Annotated in this window: 14 protein-coding genes; 9 read left to right on the top strand and 5 right to left on the bottom strand. The window is 51.8% G+C overall.

Going from position 1 to position 17729, the window contains the following annotated elements:
* Position 1: 1 nt before the first annotated feature.
* Positions 2–3637 (top strand): helicase-exonuclease AddAB subunit AddA, encoded by a 3636-nt coding sequence (gene addA, locus CFLAV_RS09540; RefSeq protein ID WP_007414491.1) that lies wholly within the window; start codon positions 2–4, stop codon positions 3635–3637.
* Positions 3638–3653: 16 nt separating this feature from the next.
* Here the strand turns inward: addA and grpE are convergent, their stop codons facing one another.
* Positions 3654–4565: a nucleotide exchange factor GrpE gene (grpE, locus tag CFLAV_RS09535; RefSeq protein ID WP_007414490.1), complete on the bottom strand. Its 912-nt coding sequence runs from the start codon at positions 4563–4565 to the stop codon at positions 3654–3656.
* 248 nt (positions 4566–4813) lie between these two features.
* Here grpE and CFLAV_RS09525 point away from each other — a divergent pair, with 248 nt between their 5' ends.
* From CFLAV_RS09525 to CFLAV_RS09490, 8 genes are all read left to right on the top strand, one after another.
* Positions 4814–5305 (top strand): PulJ/GspJ family protein, encoded by a 492-nt coding sequence (locus CFLAV_RS09525; RefSeq protein WP_007414488.1) that lies wholly within the window; start codon positions 4814–4816, stop codon positions 5303–5305.
* 12 nt (positions 5306–5317) lie between these two features.
* Positions 5318–5881 carry a PilW family protein gene (locus tag CFLAV_RS09520; protein WP_007414487.1) on the top strand — a complete coding sequence of 188 codons (564 nt, stop codon included), beginning with the start codon at positions 5318–5320 and terminating at the stop codon, positions 5879–5881.
* A 16-nt stretch (positions 5882–5897) separates the two neighbouring features.
* Positions 5898–7406 (top strand): DUF7305 domain-containing protein, encoded by a 1509-nt coding sequence (locus CFLAV_RS09515; RefSeq protein ID WP_150107341.1) that lies wholly within the window; start codon positions 5898–5900, stop codon positions 7404–7406.
* Positions 7407–7763: 357 nt separating this feature from the next.
* Positions 7764–8666, top strand: a complete 903-nt coding sequence (locus CFLAV_RS09510; protein WP_007414485.1) for a diacylglycerol/lipid kinase family protein — start codon at positions 7764–7766, stop codon at positions 8664–8666.
* Between the two features lie 159 nt (positions 8667–8825).
* Entirely contained in the window at positions 8826–9707 is an 882-nt protein-coding gene (locus CFLAV_RS09505; protein ID WP_237712387.1) for a sugar phosphate isomerase/epimerase family protein, read from the top strand.
* Positions 9708–9963: 256 nt separating this feature from the next.
* Positions 9964–10686, top strand: a complete 723-nt coding sequence (locus CFLAV_RS09500; protein ID WP_007414483.1) for a hypothetical protein — start codon at positions 9964–9966, stop codon at positions 10684–10686.
* Between the two features lie 78 nt (positions 10687–10764).
* Complete coding sequence (locus tag CFLAV_RS09495) at positions 10765–12021, top strand: DUF7305 domain-containing protein (RefSeq protein WP_040547732.1); 1257 nt, start codon at positions 10765–10767, stop codon at positions 12019–12021.
* Between the two features lie 21 nt (positions 12022–12042).
* Positions 12043–13287, top strand: a complete 1245-nt coding sequence (locus CFLAV_RS09490) for a DUF7305 domain-containing protein (RefSeq protein ID WP_007414481.1) — start codon at positions 12043–12045, stop codon at positions 13285–13287.
* 342 nt (positions 13288–13629) lie between these two features.
* Here CFLAV_RS09490 and CFLAV_RS09485 read toward each other — a convergent pair whose 3' ends face one another.
* The 4 genes from CFLAV_RS09485 to CFLAV_RS09475 form a co-directional block, all read right to left on the bottom strand.
* Entirely contained in the window at positions 13630–14355 is a 726-nt protein-coding gene (locus CFLAV_RS09485; RefSeq protein WP_150107340.1) for a response regulator transcription factor, read from the bottom strand.
* Positions 14336–16342: a sensor histidine kinase gene (locus CFLAV_RS09480; RefSeq protein ID WP_150107339.1), complete on the bottom strand. Its 2007-nt coding sequence runs from the start codon at positions 16340–16342 to the stop codon at positions 14336–14338. Before CFLAV_RS09480 ends, CFLAV_RS09485 begins: the two co-directional genes overlap by 20 nt.
* Before the next feature lie 115 nt (positions 16343–16457).
* Positions 16458–16628, bottom strand: coding sequence for a hypothetical protein (locus CFLAV_RS35490; protein ID WP_160164542.1), 171 nt, complete (start codon positions 16626–16628; stop codon positions 16458–16460).
* Positions 16629–16672: 44 nt separating this feature from the next.
* On the bottom strand, positions 16673–17518 hold the full coding sequence (locus CFLAV_RS09475; protein ID WP_007414478.1) for a prepilin-type N-terminal cleavage/methylation domain-containing protein: 846 nt from the start codon (positions 17516–17518) through the stop codon (positions 16673–16675).
* Positions 17519–17729: the final 211 nt, after the last annotated feature.

Here is a 17729-nt window from a genome sequence, read left to right as displayed (position 1 = left end):
CATGAGTTTTACCCCTGCACAACAGGAAGCCATTATTGCGCGCGGAAACGTGCTCGTCGTCGCCGGAGCCGGGACCGGGAAGACCCGCACGCTGGTGGAGCGTTGCCTGCATTGCCTGGTGGAGGAAAAGCCGCCGACTTCGCTGGATGAAATTCTCATGGTTACGTTTACGGATGCGGCGGCGGCGGAAATGCGTCAACGTATCCGGGCCCGGCTGGAGCAGGAATTGGCGAAACATACGGACGACTTGCGTTGGACGGAGCAGTTGACCATTTTCGATACAGCGCACATCGGCACACTGCATAGCTTTTGTCTGCAATTGGTGCGGCAGCATTTTTATGAACTGGAACTGGACCCGCAATTGACGGTGCTGCCCGAGGAGGAGGCGCGGTTGCTGGCGGATGAGACGTTGGAAAATTTGTTACAGTCCCATTATGCGGGTGACGCGGAAGGGGCTGAGGCAGTGCAACAGTTAATCCAGGTTCAAGGTCGCGGGTGGGATCAACCGATCCGAACGCTGGTCCTGCGGCTGCATCATTACACGCAAACGCTTCGTGATCCGGCAGACTGGTTAAAATCGCAACTCGAGATGTTCGCCTCGCCCGAGCCGGCACAATGGCGCACATGGCTTATCGAAGGCATTACGGATTGGCGCAACCGATGGTTACCGGCGTTGCAGAGTGAAAAGTCCGACAACTTGAAGGCCACCGAATGTTGCAGGGCGTTGGCGAGCCTGCTGGAGAATCCCTCGTTGGAGCAAGGCGCGGAAGCGTTGGAAAACATTTGGGCAGCCGATCTGGAGTGGCCACGAGGTAAAAAAACCGATTGGCGCAAGCCATTGGAGGATTTTTTGGAGGAGGCCACTTTCCTCAGATCCCTGGCGAGAAAGACAAAAGAGGTCGACCCGCTGGCGGAGGATTGGGATTGGATTCGCGGGCAAATGACGAGCCTGTTGGGATTGGCAGAACAGTTTAGTGCCGCGTTCAGCCTGGCCAAGCGGGAGTTGGGAGTGGTTGATTTTCATGATTTGGAGCAGCACTCGTTGCAATTGCTGTGGGATCGTAACACGAAACAAGCGACCGCAGTGGCGCGACAGTGGCGCAAGAAATTGCGGTTCGTTTTCGTGGACGAATACCAGGACATCAACGATGCGCAGGATGCCATTCTCAAAGCCTTGAGCCGTGAGGGCGAGGAGTCGAACCGCTTCCTGGTGGGCGACGTGAAGCAGAGCATTTATCGTTTCCGCCTGGCTGACCCGCATATTTTCCAAAATTATATCGAGACCTGGCGAGGCGCGGATGGAAAAGCGATTCCGTTGGTGGATAATTTTCGGAGCCGGGAAGCCATTTTGAATTTCATCAATTCGCTGTTTGAGGGATTGATGCGCCGCGACATTGGCAGCGTGCCCTACGACGATGAAGCGAGATTGCGCTTTGGAAATGCCGAAAATCGGGTGGACCTCAGTTGTGCGAAGGAAGATGCACCGAGGGTTGAGTTGCATCTGCGGCTCAAAGGCAGCCTGGAGGCGAAGGACATGCCCGAAGGTGAAGGCGAAGGTTCGCGGGCTTGGACTGAGATGATGAATCTCGAAGAGGCGGAAAAAGAAGCACGGTTGATTGGCAAACGGTTGCTCGCCTTAAAGGCCGAGAAGCACCTGGCGTGGGATGAACATACCAAAGCGATGCGACCGGTGACCTGGAGTGACATGGCGGTTTTACTACGTTCGCCAGCTCGCAAAGCTGAGAGTTATGCGAAGGAATTCAGCCGATTGGGCATTCCCCTGCTGGTGGCACGCGGCGGCTTTTACGAGAGCATGGAAGTCACCGACCTGTTGAGCTTATTGCAACTATTGGACAATCCGCTGCAGGACGTTCCCACGCTGGCAGTGTTGCATTCGCCATTGGTCGGCATGTCCCTCGATGAATTGGCAACGATCAGGCTGAAGCTGACGAAGGGACCGATTTGGATGGCATTGCGCCGGTTCCATGAATCAGATGAAGAGCATGCTGGCTGGAAAAAAGCTGATCGGTTTCTCAAGAACTTTGCATCGTGGCGTCGATTGGCGAGACAGGTTTCGCTGTCACGGTGCCTGGAAGCGGTGCTGAGCGAAACACATTATGCCGCGTGGTTGTTGACGCAGCATCGGGGGGAGCAACGCCACGCGAATGTTCAACGATTGTTGGGTTTGGCACAGCAATTTGATCGATTCCAACGCCAGGGATTATTTCGCTTCCTCCGTTTTATCGATGCGCAACAAGCGGCTGAAACCGAACCGGAGGTTGCGGCCGTGGCTGAGGAAGATGCGGTCAGCCTGATGAGCGTGCATCAAAGCAAAGGTTTGGAATTTCCGGTCGTGGTGGTGGCGGATCTCGGCAAGCCGTTCAACATGATGGATCTGCGGGCTGAAATCATGCTGGATGACAAGTTTGGTCTTTGTCCCCAGGTAAAACCGCCGCACACCGGGCAGCGTTATCCCAGCCTGCCCTACTGGCTGGCACGCCAACGGCAGAAGCAGGAGATGCTCGGCGAAGAGATGCGCCTGCTTTACGTTGCGTTGACGCGTGCGCGGGATACTTTGATTTTAACCGGCAGCATTTCGGAGCCGGTTTTCAACAAACGCTGGCTGGAAACATCCGAGTTGACTGCGGCCACGCTGCTGGCGGCGCGAAACTTTTTGGATTGGCTGGCCGGTTGGTGCACAAAAATCACAGGCACAGTTTTGAAGGAAAATCAGGGAAGAAATTCCCTGTTCTGCTGGAAGGTGTATGAGGACGACACGCATTTGATTGAGACATCCCCGTCGGCAGCCAGCGAGGCAGAAAAGATGGAGCAAACCAGCGTTCCGATGGATGCTGCTTCCTGGAAGAAGCTACAGCAAAAACTCTCATGGATTTATCCTCATAGTGCGGCGACACATGAACCTGCCAAGACTTCTGTTTCCGCGTTGCGACGTCGAATGGCTGAGGACATTGAGACGGAAGCCCGGCCTTTATTTGAGTTGAAGAGCGCCAATCCCCAAACTAAGGCGCAGCAGCGCAAAAATGGGAATAACAATTCCGAACGTCTTTCAGCCGCTGAAGTTGGCACGACGCATCATTCATTTCTACAAATGGTTTCTCTGGAGCGGGTTGGCAGTGTGGAAGAATTGAGACGGGAGGCGAAGCGACTGGAAGCGGAGCAACTCCTCACTGTGGAAGAAGCCGGTTCGCTGGATTTTCCCGCACTGGCGGCATTTTGGAAATCGGAGCTGGGGTTGAGAATTCAAAGGCAATCCAGGCACGTTCGCCGTGAGTTGGCTTTCACGGTGCGCTTTTCCCCGGAAGAAGTGGCAGGCAACACGCCCAAGGATCCGGAACTGTTTGACGAAGAATTTGTCGTGGTGCAAGGCGTGGCTGATCTCACGGTATTGTTGCCAGACCAAATCTGGCTGGTGGATTTCAAAACCGACCGAATCACCAGCGCAGAACTGGCGGAAAAAGTTAAGATCTACGAACCGCAGCTACAGCTTTATGCGCAGGCTCTTGCTCGCATTTATCATCGTCCGGTCACTGAGACGCAGCTGTATTTTCTGGCCTTGAAACGTTCGGTTGCGGTCAAAACCGGACGATCCAACAAACTGTCGCAGACTGAAGTTTGACTTCAGGCTAATCCCCTCAGAGCAACGTCTGTTCTTCGAGGTTGGGAGGGACGGACTGGCCGTTCACTTGCATGGGTGCAGGATCTCCTCCTTGCGTCATCTCCTCCACGGCGATTTCAGGGGCTGCCTCCACGAACTCCTCCACTCTCTCGAGGATCTCGGTTTGCAGCGTAACCAAGGCAGCACGGAGTAATTGTCCCTGGAAGCTGTAACCGGTGGCAACGACTTCGCCCACTTTCGCGTCAGGCTGAGGCTGCGCATTGGTATCGGCCAATTGATGGAATTGAGGATCGAAGGGATCGCCGGCATTGGGGATGAACGGAGCCAAGCCGGTGCGCCGGGCAACGTCGCGACAGGCATTCTGAAAATTGCCGAGTTGCTCGATCAAACCAGATTGAGCGGAACGAATCGCGGCTTGATGCAGGGCATACGTGTGGTCCAGCATGCGGATGATTATTTGCAGCCACTCGCTTTCAGCACGCTTGAGTTTTTCCACTTCCAGGCGCAGATGCGCCTTTTCGCCATCGTTGGCCTTTTGCAGGAATTCAGTAAAACCTTGTGCTTCAGCGGCGATTCGTTGAGCGACTTCATCAGCGGTGCTGACCGTTTTTGCCGAGTGTTCCTGGACGTTTTGCCATTGGGCAGTGGCGGCACCAATCTGAGCGGCCAACTGTTCTACATTTTGGATCTGTGACACCGCAGAGGTGAGTGTGTTGGTTTCGCTCAATTTCAGCGCAGCGCGATATTCGAGCAGAAAGGGAAGCACCGCGATCCAGGCGCCCAAGGCGCCGCAAAGAACAAAGAAGAGCATCTGCCAACCCGTCATGGGACGGGTGCTCTGATGGTAGATAATATAGGCGAGACCAACCAGAATAGCGTCTCCGATGATGAATGGAATTTTGGACAGCTTGGGCTCAGTCTGATTCATATGGGACATATCATGTAGAGGAAGCGGAACCAAAGTTCAAGACTATCAAGCAGCCCCTGTTTCAGCTCTGTCTTAATAATGGACAAAGTGTCCACGTTTGAAGGCAGTTCACGTGTAATCATGCTTCGATAAAAAAATCTCCATCCCAACAGTCCATCTGGTTCTGATTGGCAAAGGACTTGCTGTCTCACTGCCGGGCCGGTTTCAGCACAAATGAAAGTTATAACAGGCATTGGCCCACGTAGAATATGAATTTGATTAAACCGATCAACAAAGCGCGCTCGAGCCGATCAGCCTTCACCTTTATTGAGGTAATGGTGGGGATGGCGATCATGCTGGTTTTATTTACCTCCTTGTTTGCTGGATTGACCATGGGACTGAGCGTGACTCAAATGTCTCGTGAAAATCTGCGCGCAACCCAGATTATAACGGATAAATTGGAAGGTCTTCGGCTTTATACCTGGGGTCAATTGACGGATCCCAGCTATCTCAACACCTCTTTCGCGAACTACTTTTTCGAAACCAATAACATCCAATCGACCAACAGCCAGGGAAACGGAATTATTTATACTGGCACTATCACAGTAACTAATTTTCCATTCGCCACCTCATATACTACGAACTGCCGGCTCGTGACAGTCACGGTCGGTTGGTCTTCAGGAGGGGTTGACCACTCTCGCAGCATGGTGACAGTTTACAGTGAAAAGGGTTTACAAAACTACGTTATTTACGGCAATTAACCAGCGTCCAAAATGAATTTAAACAGACACTCAAAAGAGTCCATTGCGAAGAACCGCAATGGTTGGACGTTGGTGGAAATGATGATCTCAGTCGGACTCGGGGCGGTTATCATGGCCGCAGTTGCAAGCACCTATATTTTCAGCAATCGCACACTTGATGCAACGGCGAATTACGCCGAGTTGGACCGCCAAAGTAGAAATGCGTTGGATAAAGTCACAGGTGTCGTCCGTGAGGTCGCCAAGGCCACAAGCATCAGTCCTACAAGCGTGGATTTGCAAACACTGCCTGATGCCGCAAACCATTTCTACACGGTGACTTTTAGATCTAATAACAACACCTTAGAATACATTGGTACTAATGGGACAACCACTGTCCTTCTAAAGGGGTGCTCGTATTTTCATTTTAGTTATTTTCAAAGAACCCCCCTCCCCAACACCACAATGCTTTTTAACCCCGCATCAAGCGCTGATGACACCAAGGTGATTATCATGGACTGGGTTTGCAAGAAAACCAACTACATGAGCATCACCGATTCAGAGAGTATCCAGACTGCAAAGGTTGTCCTTCGTAATTAACAAAACCCGTATAAGTATGAAAATAATACGCTCCTCACACAACTCATATCGAGGCAGTATGATCATTATCGCCCTGACAGTTGTGGCCATTACTGCAATCATGTTGGGAAGTTACCTAACATTGGTTCAGTACCAAACTGCCTCCGTGGCGAGATCGCAGGCTTGGAACGCCTCCGTTGCCGTGAGTGAAGCTGGTATTGAAGAAGGGATGTCTCTGATGAATAGATGCTATCCGAGTCCCAAAGGTGATAAGTGGATCTGGACGGCAGGGATTACCTCCGACAACTGGAGTCCGTGGGCAAGCAACATCACGTCCATCCATCGCGATATTTATACCAACGGTTATGGCGTGTACAGTTATGACGTGGCAATCAACATCACTGGCGGAAACCCGGTGATCACTGCCACCGGTTTTGTGCCTTTTGCATCAACTCCATGGATATTTGGCTCGAACCAATTTGTGGGGCTGTCATTCCCGTTGCAACCTTTTGTGGCCGCAGCCGGTCTGTCGAGTGGTGGCCAGTCAGCGGGTAAAATTACGCGGGTGGTTCAGGTCGATACCAAACTTGATATTATTTTCACCAGGTCCCTATCCACCAGTAACGACATCACTATGAACGGGGGTATCCTGGTGGATAGCTACAACTCCACGAACATTGCTTTCAGCTCTTGGGTGACGAATGCCACCTGGGGGACGAACTTGGTTTATAACCCCAACAAACGGAGCGATCATGGAGACGTGGCGACCGACTCATCGTTGGCAAATGCCGCCGATTTAGGCAAGGCCGATATCTATGGCACACTGCATACCGGCCCAGGCAGCACTAACACCACGGCGTCTCTCGGAAATGGTGGCGCGGTTGGAAGCCTTGACTATATCAACAAAGGCGGTACCGGCTTTCAATCAAACTCATGGTCGTATGACATGAACGTCTCCTTCCCGCCCGTACCCGTCCCAACGACTGGGTCGCCTCCTACACCAAAAACAGGCAGTTATCTAGGAACAAACTATACATATAGTTTATCGAGCGCCGATCAAATCTACCAACTCAATCAACCCCTGAGCGGAACGGTTGTTGTAACCGCTCCGAACACAATCCTGTGGGCTAAAGCAGGGATTAGCTTTTCAGGACAGGATGGTCTCTATATTGCCCCAGGTGCCAGTGTGCAAATCTATGTAGGTGACAACAGTGGCAGTCCAGTACCTTGCAACCTTACCGGTCAAGGCGGCATGAATGCGAACGGTTATGCGGTAAATTGTCAACTTTACGGCCTGGCCACCTGCACCAGCATTTCCATGAGCGGCAATGCCGCTTTTGTGGGAACCATTTATGCCCCGTATGCAGACCTGACCGGTAACGGTGGCGGTAAAGACCCCAACGATGTCATGGGCTCCATCATAGTAAAGAGCGCGACGTTCAATGGGCACTTTAGTTTCCATTTTGATGAAGCTCTGGCAACCAGCGGCCCCGCGCGGGGGTGGATTGCCAGAAACTGGCGGGAGATCAATTACACAGGCAATTAAAGATTTATCACTCAGGCGCTGCCCGGCGGGCAGCGCCTTTTTTTTGTACCTATCGAGGGCATCTCTCCATCCTAAATATTGTCAGGAAGAAGGTGGTGGGAATGCACAGATAGCGCTGGTTGATTCCGCTTCGGATTGGCTGCCTCGAGTTGTTTAAAATCGCGGGCCGAAGCGGGGGGGGTATTTGGCCGGGTTTCCAGCCCGTTGGGCTTCGCTAAGATAAGGCCGGTCCTTTGGACCTAATATACGTCGGGACGGTTCATCAACACCTGGAACCCACTCAGGCTTGGCGGCGAAGTCAGAGTTCGAGTGCTTTAAGCTTTGACTCTTTTAGCGGTCATCCGGCAAATATCTCCTGTGCGCACCTGTGTCATTTTCAACCCAACTGCCAAAGGCGACAAGGCGAGACGGTTTCGTCGCAATCTGGACCGTATTGGGGCAGAGTGCACGTTGAAGCAGACCACGCACGCCGGGGCGGCACGCACACTGGCGGCGGAAGCGGTACAGGAAGGTTTTAACATCATCGTCGCGGCGGGTGGTGATGGGACCGTCAATGAAGTGCTGAACGGCATCGGGGATGCGCCTGACGGATTTAAGCGTGCGTGCCTGGGTGTGTTTCCACTGGGAACGGTAAATGTCTTTGCGAAGGAGCTGGGTTTACCAACGGAGATCAGCCAAGCCTGGGAAATCATCAAAGCGGGACAAGAGACCACCATCGATTTGCCAGCGGTGAAGTTTGCCGGGGCAGGCGGCGCTTCCGAGAGCCGTTATTTTGCACAATTGGCAGGCGCAGGTCTGGATGCCCGGGCGATTGAGTTGGTAGACTGGCAATTGAAGAAGAAGCTGGGACCCCTGGCTTATGTGTGGGCGGGAATGATGGCCTTGCGAGGCAAACCTGCCCAGATCACGGTGACCAATGGAACATCCTCAGCCACCGGGGCGTTGGTACTCGTCGGCAACGGCCGGTTTTATGGCGGCAGATACCGCGTTTTTCCAGAGGCCGACCTGCAGGATGGACAATTGGAAGTAGTGGTGTTTCCGCGGGCGAACTGGCTGACCCTGGCACGGTGTAGTGGAATGTTTTTGGCCGGACAGGCTTTGCCAGCCAGCGTGGCGAAATCGTTCAAAGCTCATACACTTACTCTCACCAGCACCTCCCCTACTCCACTGGAAGTAGATGGTGATAATATTGGGCATTTGCCAGCGGTGATGTCGATTCAACGGCAGGCGTTGCGGGTGGTGGTGCCGGGAAAGGGATGAGGGCTCCAGCTTCGAGGATGTCGAGTCATGGTAGCAGCAATCGAAGGCGACGGTTGATTTTTTGGGATAATGGTTGTCTCGGGCGGGAGGTTGTGTTCTAAAAAGGCGAACCAACTGAATCCTTTTGCAGACGGAACGTCAGATAATGAAACAACAATTATGTCATTGAAAAACAGATTTCTCGGCGGAGTGGCGTGCGCGGCATCCCTGGTTGCGTTGAATTTCAGCCCTGCCCTTTTGGCGGAACCGATTCCGGCTTCCTGCAAGGTGGGCGACTTTGTCGTGGGCTGCCAGGCTTATACGTTCAATCGATTCAGCGTCATGGAAGCAATCGAAAAGACAGCGCAAGCCGGTGGCACGGTCATTGAGTTCTATCCGGGGCAAAAACTGTCGCCGGAGCAGCCGAAGGCGAAATGGGATCACAATGCGTCACCGGAAACCATCAAGATGGTGAAGGATCAACTCGCCAAATATCACATTCGCCCGGTGAGTTATGGAGTGGTTTATCCGAAGGGCGGCGAGGCGGAGTGGCGGAAGATTTTTGATTTTGCCAAAGAAATGGGCTTGTACAGTATCACCACGGAATCGGTTGGCGAATTGGATCTGATTGAAAAGTTGGTGAAGGAATACGACATCAAGGTGGGCATTCACGAACATAAGAAGCGGCCTGATGATGCGAACTATAAGATTTGGGACCCGAATTATGTGTTGAGCCTCGTGAAGGATCGTGATGCACGCATTGGGGCCTGCGCGGATACGGGGCACTGGGCAAGCTCCGGAGTGACACCGCTGGAAGGCATAAAGATTTTGAAGGGGCGCATCGTGAGCCTGCATCTGAAGGAACGGACCGAGATTGGCAAACAATTGCCGGATGCGATTTATGGCACCGGAGTTTCCAACATCAAAGGAATTCTGGATGAGTTGAAGGACCAGAAATTCGAGGGGCCGATTGATATCGAGTACGAGAATAATTGGGATCATTCCGTCCCGGACGTGGCACAGTGCATCGGTTTTGTGCGCGGGTATAGCACTGCGAAGTAAGCGATTTCTCAAAATTGAGACGGAGTTCGGGTAAGACCTGGACTCCGTTTTGTTGTAAGAGCCTGATTTAAAATTATGGAGGGTGCTGTTTTCGCGCAAAAGGCTGTATGGCAAGGCGCGACGAAGGAGAATATCCCTGGTGGATCTTCGACTGAGGAGCAACGCCGCCAGACGGCCTTTTGCGCGAAAACCCTCCGGGCGGCGGTGCTTTTGGCCGCGGCCGGCGTTAGCTCGGCCTTCACAGCCCGCTGCGGGGATGCTCCGGCCTCGCCGCCTTGCCGCAGCCAAAATCTCCAACCGCAGCACCCTCCAGAATTTTAAAACAGGCTCCAAGGAGGGGTTTGAAGCTTTGCCCAGGTATTTGGCAAAGGACTTGCTGACTACAAGCCTCGTTGTGAGGAAGACCCACTCATTGATTATCGAAGGATTTCGCCGTGGTTGTCACGGTTTGCGACGGTTCCATCTGATTTTGTCTGCCGGACTGCGTTTCAGCGGACGAGAAACCTTGCGGGTGGCCGCAGTTGCCATTTTTCTAATGGCATTCGGACTTTCGACGTTCCTGATTTCTGCCCGGGGAGACGACATGCCATTTATCACTGGCATCGTCCGAACAAATCCCCCCATCTGCTTGATCTCTTATACGAACTGCAACGATACGAATTTTGACTATTTAGTGCAGAGCTCCACCAATTTGGTGGACTGGGCAGGTTCTCCAGCCGTGCAGGGAGCGACGACGAACACAACAGCGGTTTGCTCTGTGGTCGAGCCAGGGAACCAATATTTCCATCGTGTGGTCAAGGTGCCTCACACCAATGGCTTTTTATTTGCTCTTATTGAGGCTACAAACAACATCCACATGAATGGAAGCAACGTGATAGTTGACAGCTATAGCCCAGGCGGCACGAATTACTACACGGGGACGAATACGTTCCCGACAAATTTATTCGGGGGAAACACGAACATATGGCACTATCCATAACGGCCCTAACAGTTCGACCAATATAGTGTTCTTCGGTGCACCGGGTTCGGTTCAGTAAAAAAGAAAATTAAAGGAGCGATGAATAAAATGTGGATTTCCTGCTTTAAGGCGGGCATGTGGTTGGTGGTTTGCGTCGTTGTAACGTTGGTCTGCGGGAGGTTTTCTGTCCGGGGTGAGGACGCGCCCTTCATCACTCGCTTTGTTCGAACGAATTCACAACCCCTTTGCTGGATTTCGTACACGAATTGTAGCGACAGAAATTTCGACTATTTCGTGCAGAGTTCGAGCAATCTGGTCGATTGGGTGGACACCCAGGCGGTGCGAGGGTCAATATCGAACAGGACAGTGATTAGATCCGTGGTGATTGCGTCACCCAAGCAAAGCTTCCATCGCATCGTCAAGACGCCGCACATCAATGTTCCGATGTTTTCCATGGCCATTCAGGCGGGTTCGAACATTACCTTCATGGGAAACGGTATTGTAATTGACAGCTTTGATTCCAGTTCCAGTGTTTACAGCAGTTGGTCAACGAATTCGCTATGGGGAACCAATCTGGTTTATGACATCCTTAAACGCAATGATCATGGAGATGTCGGGACCGACTCATCGTTGACAGATTCTGCCATGCTGGGCAATGCGGCCATTTACGGCAAATTGCACACCGGTCCAGGCAGTTCAACCGCCACCGCACAAATTGGCGCGAATGGTATCGTTGGAGATCTGGCTTTTCAGGCTGGCGGCGGCAACGGCTTTCAAACTAATGCCTGGTTGTACGACATGAACGTCGCCTTTACTCCTGTGGTGGCACCAAGTGGCCCCGCCCTTCCAGCACCAAGCTATAGCACCTATTCTAACATCATCAGCGTTTTCAATTTCAATCAGGCTGATCAGCTCTACGTACTCAACCAACCGCTGAATGGACAGGTTGTCGTGAGCGCTCCAAATGTTGTAATATGGGCAAAAGCAGGGATCAACTTCTCTGGTACCACAGGCGGACTCTTCATTGCCCCGGGCGCCGGTGTAGTCATCTACGTAGGCGACAACAGCGGCAGCTCAGTAAGCGTCAACCTTAACGGTCAGGGCGGCGTCAATGCCAATGGCTACGCAAAGAATTGCCAAATCTACGGCATGACTACCTGCACCAGCATCGATATGGTCAGCTATGCCGCCTTTGTGGGAACCATTTATGCTCCCAATGCAGACCTGCGGGCTGGCAGTGGCGGTAATAATACCGCGGATTCCAGTGGAGCCATCATTGCAAAAAGCATCACATTGAGTGGGCACTGGAATTTCCATTACGATGAGAATTTAAAAAATAGTGGGCTGTATTGGTAAGATAAGAAAATCCAGGGAGCCATGAATATTGTGCGAGTAACGCGTTTTAAAGCGGGTATCTGCTCGGTGGTTTGCGTCGTTGCAATGTTGTTAGGTGGGAACTTTTCTGCGAATGGACAACAACTGGCTCCATCGTTGGATTTACCCGCAATGCGTGGAGGCGGCCAACTGCAGCTCAAGGTGCGGGGGATTGGAAATTTTGTTTATGAGCTGCAGGGCTCGCAGGATTTGACGAACTGGGTTCCGGTGCAGCAACAGACAGCCGATTGGTTCACGAATACTGCAGCTTTTCAATTTCCAGCCACGAACCAGTGGCGGTTTTTTCGGGCATTGGGAGTCAGGGAAAGCAACCATCCATTGTTTCAGGCCGGTTTGATGACGTTAAACAGCATCGATTTAAATGGGAATAATTTTCTTTCCGATAGTTACAATTCATATAGCAACTATTTCAGTTCCTGGGTGACAAACGCCGTGTGGGGAACGAACCGTGTTTATAATGTAGCCAAACGCAACGATCATGGCGATGTGCTTGCGATGGGAGGAATCACAAACGCTCCGGATATCGGATCGGCAGACATTTATGGAAGGCTTGGGACGGGACCAGCAGGCGCAATCTCAATCGGTCCGAATGGAGCAATAGGCCAGATGACATGGCAGAGCGGTACAATCTCTGGGATTGAACCGGGTTTCAGCAGCGATCAGATGAATATGACATTTCCCTCCGTAGCGGCACCAACTGGGGCCGGTCTCCCACCGCCAAGCTACAGCACCTATTCTAACATCGCCGGCGTTTTCAATTTCAATCAGGCTGGTCAACTCTACGTTCTCAACCAACCGCTGAGTGGACTGGTTGTTATAAGCGCTCCAAATGTAGTAATATGGGCCAAAGCAGGGATCAACTTCAGCGGCCATGATGGACTTTTTATTGCGCCGGGCGCCAGTGTAGTCATCTACGCTGGTGACAGCTCTGGCAGCCTAGTAAGCTCCAACCTTAACGGTCAGAACGGCGTCAATGAAAATGGCTACGCAAAAAATTGCCAGATTTACGGCTTGCACACCTGCACGTGGATTTCAATGAATGGATACGGGGCTTTTGTAGGAACCATTTATGCACCAAATGCCGATCTGATCGGCGGCGGCGGGGGCGGAAATCAGGTAGCTGATTGGATGGGGGGCATTGCAGTAAAAAGCATAACGCTAAATGGCCACTTAGATTTCCATTTTGATGAAGCGTTATTGTTGGATGGGCCAGGCAGTCCACCGTAAGGAGCGTAAATTTCCCCGCCCTTATTGATGTGGTCGAGCTTGAGCAATAGAATGGCGGAGAGGGAGAAGGCTCTGGATGTTAAATGGTGGGTTGGCAGGGACTCGAACCCTGGACCAATGCCTTAAATGAACATCGTTCCATACCGCTTTTACCTTTATTGACTTTCGCTAAGTGTATCCGATGAGAGAGTAAAAGAGAGCTGAAAGACATAAAAACCATTACTGGCTACCGCACCAGAATTTTAATCGTCGCTTGAGTCGCTTCCCGTCTGTTGCTCAGTAGCGGCAGACCATTCCATCCGCCCATTACTATAAATTGAAGTAGTTGATGAGGCGGTATTATTATAAACCCTCAGGCTTCTGCCGTTCAGTTTTTGAGGCCATGTAGCGAACCACAGCTTCCGTGCGCGAACTGACGTGCAGCTTGTAAAACACGTGCTTAAGGTGACTGCAAACTGTGTCGATGCTCAACTCCAGCTTGCTGGCAATTAATTTGTTGGAGTAGCCTTGCGAGAGCAGCAACAAAATCTGTTCCTCCCTTACAGAAAGGCGCACAGATTCGTCACGGTTTTTGGCATTCCTGCGAAACGACTCGATGACCCGACGTGCAATTTGTCCGGTCATTGGCGCCCCTCCGCGCAACACTTCCAGCAAGGCGGTTCGCAAATCAGCCGGCTTTGTTCGCTTCAATAGATAACCATCTGCCCCCGCTTCGAGTGCCAGGAAGACCAGTTCCTGATCATCCATGGCCGTGAGAATAACGATCTGAGTCTGGGGTAGCAGAACCTTAAGTCGTGCCGTGCATTCAATGCCTGACATGCGAGGCAGAAAAATATCCATCAAAATCACATCCGGTTGCTCTTGCGGAATGATTCGCAGGGCTTCTTCTCCACTGGTGCAGGCACAAACGCAGGCAAAGTCAGGAAAGGAGTTGAGCAACCGCGTCCAACTCTCCCGCACCTCGGGCTGGTCTTCAACCAGGGCCACTTTGATTCGCTTCTCCGTTGAAGAGTCAACGGCCTGGCTGGCACTGGCCTGCTTCGTATTTCTAGCAGTTGGTCGGATCATGGATTTTTGCGCCTTCATTCTCCCGGGACTGTTTCATTTCATTGCCTGGCGTGGAAAACCTTTTTGCTTTCAAAATCCAGTCCCACGGCCGCTGGCGCCAATGGGTTAAAGGGATCGCAAACTCAACACGGCATCCGTGACCGGGCTTGCTGGTAACGAGGCAATTGCCCCCGAGTTCTTTCATTCGTTGTGACATGTTGGTCAAGCCATTCCGCCCCGCTTTTGCTTTCGCCATGTCAAAGCCCTTGCCATTGTCCTGTACCACCACGATAAGCTTTTGGCGTTGCCACCGGATTTGCAGCAGTAACTCGGTGGCTCCAGAATGTTTGACCGCGTTATTAAAGGTTTCCTTGATGGCCATGAGGAGGCTGCGCCGGAGGGGCAGATCAAATCGCGCAGCCGACATTTCCGGATCAGCATCAAATATACATTGGATGGAGGTAAGCTTGAAGAATTCCTGTGCGTAACCGCAGACGTAGGATGCAAAATCACGCAACGTATCCCGCCTGGGATTTACCGCCCACAGAATTTCATCCACGCTGGACAAAAGCCCGCGGGCCTCCTCACAAATATCCTGCAATTGGGAACGTGTTTCCGACTCAGCCGATAATTCGCTTTGCGCCACCTCTCCATGCAGCACCAGTTGCGTCATCCTCGATCCAAGGTCATCGTGAATATCTCTGGCGATGCGCGCACGTTCCTGCTGCAGCAGCCAGCGTTCTTTTTGGTGCAGCGCCAGTTGGGCCATCAAGCTGAGACTGATTAGCAGGATCAGCCCGCATAATACCATCAAACTGATTTCAAACCAGCTGCTTTGCCAGAAGTAGCTCTTGATCGGCTGTAATGGGGGAACGACTTCAATATCTTCGGGTTTTTGCCACCACGGCAACGCCCCGAGTGGAGCAACGATCGTAGCGGGCTGCCAAGTGTCCGGCGCCTCCGTCATTTTTTCCCAACCACGTACTCCTTCCGGAACAATTCGCCAACTGCTGTCTGATTTCACTTGAAGCGTCCGCCCGTCCGCCAGCTCCACCCGCAAGCCAAAAATCATTCCTGCAAAACCAGCCGAGTTGAAAGCCATAACCCCAAGTACATGCCGGCCAGGTGACATCAAATATGTCAAATCGTAATCACACAAGTTGCGCCACTCGGCTCCGCGGCCCAATTCCCGTCCATCGAAAAGGAGAGTGTGCTCATTATCCACTGTCATTCGCAGTCGTGCCCGCATGACTGTAGCTCCCGAAGGAATTTCAAATGAACGCCAGAACTGACAAGTCTGCCGGTCAAATATGTGCGCAGCCCAAATCCATGAGCCTAAAACATTGGTCGGGTTATCAAAAGACCCCAAGGCTTCGTTAACGATGTCACTATGTCCGATTGAAGGGCCTACAAAGGTTTTGATCGGCTGAATTGGGGGAATGACTTCAATATCTGCTGGTTTTTGCCACCACGGAGAGGCCCCCAAGGGAGCGACCACGGTGGCTGGCTGCCAGGTATCGGGCGCTTCAGTCATTTTTTCCCAACCACGCACTCCTACAGGAATTATGCGCCAACTGCTGTCTGACTTGACTTGAATCGTCCGGCCGTCAGCCAGTTCAACTCGCAACCCGAAAATCATTCCCGCGAAATCCTTGGAGTTGAATGCCATAACCCCCAACACATGACGGCCCGGAGACATCAAAAGAGTCAAATCATATTCACATAGATTACGCCATTCGGCTCTGTGGCCCAATTCGCGTCCATCAAAAAAGAGTGTGTGCTCATTATCGACTGTCACGAGCAGTCGTGCCCGCGTGACTGTGGCTCCTGAAGGAACTTCAAACGAACGCCAGAATTGACAGGTCTGCCCATCGGATGTGTGCGCTCCCCAGATCCATGAGCCTAAAACATTGGTTGGGTTGTCAAAAGACTCCTGGGCTTGGTTAACAATGTCCGTGTGATCAGTTGCGCGTGCGTTGGCCAGTTGGGTGATGGAAGCAAGGCACAAAAATAGCCATAAAATTGTGGCTCCCCTGAACTGGAAGGAGCACAACCCATTTCTCTTTAGCCAAAGATTGACGGAAAGGTTCAACAGATTTTTGTTTATGACAATCGTCGGAGTATTAGCCTGTTTTTGCACCAGGGGCAAGCATGATGAAGGTTATTTTAGCTGCTCCAAGGCTGTTATTTTGCTTCTGCTTCATTGCCTGTGGTAAAAACCTTTTGATTTTTCGGCATTCAAGGGGAATCTGTCCTGAAAAGGCATCACTCCAAGCGAACGAGTCAGTCATCATCGACCTCCAGTTTGTAATGGGAGGTGACAGGTTTGCTCTGAGAATTACCAGAGTTCTGGAGGATAGGTGGTATTAAAAAGTTGTTGCAGATCCCGGTCATTTGCCTTCGTGTGTGCGGCGACCGGCCCGCTCCGCGAGTTTCCTTTTAACCCTTGAGTCGTACCTTCGAGCCACTTCATCCTTTGAGCATGGCCATCCGCATATGAGATCAGGCCGGCGTTACCGTGACGACTTGCCGGCAAATTGCGCCAGTTGCCCGATGTCCTCGGACTGGTTGATTCAATGGCATAATACCCATCATCAATGCTGGACAAGGCGGGGTTGCGGGGATCAGATTGTTCGTCAAAGAAAAACGAAGCCATCGAAGGACCGGGATTTTTAATCTCGGACAACTTGCGGCATTCCTGAATGTTCGGATGGACGCCATTCGCTCCGCCATTATCTCCCATCATGCCATTTAATGAATAGCTGCGCGCCCGAAATCCGCTGCTCCCTTGGACACTAAACTTGTCCGCCGGACAGTGGTAAATGCCTTCAGATTTGCTGTAAGGAAAAAGCAGGGCCGCCCGAATATCCGCAACGTTGGTAGCTCCGGGCAGGTAACTGACATCCCCCCCGACCCAGGCACTGTTATTATTGACCAAATTTGGAATGATGGCGTCTTGATTATCGCTTGCATAAATATGGGCCGCCAGCGTGAGCTGCTTGAGATTGTTGAGGCAACTGATGCCTGTTGCACGATCCTTAGCCTTCGATAAAGCTGGAAGTAACAATGCTGCCAGAATTGCAATTATGGCAATCACCACCAACAGCTCAATCAGCGTAAAGGCCGCACTTCTTTGGCTGCCCTTTCGATCAGTCGCTTTCTCAATGTTCGCTGCTTTCTTCATATATAAAAATTTAAATTGTTTCGGCCTATTTTATGGATTGCCGTGAAAGCAGAATTGTTGCTCATTCATCATGCAGATTTATTTGTAATCAACGACACCCTTAGCCGTGTCATGCTTCGACGAGGGTTGATGGGCGACGATGAAATGTTAAATGGTTCGGCTTACTTTATTTCCAATCCAGCATATCCGCCAAGCCACTGAACATGGTGAC

The organism is Pedosphaera parvula Ellin514 (assembly GCF_000172555.1).
Lineage (GTDB): Bacteria > Verrucomicrobiota > Verrucomicrobiia > Limisphaerales > Pedosphaeraceae > Pedosphaera.
This window is presented reverse-complemented; position numbering and strand designations above follow the sequence as displayed.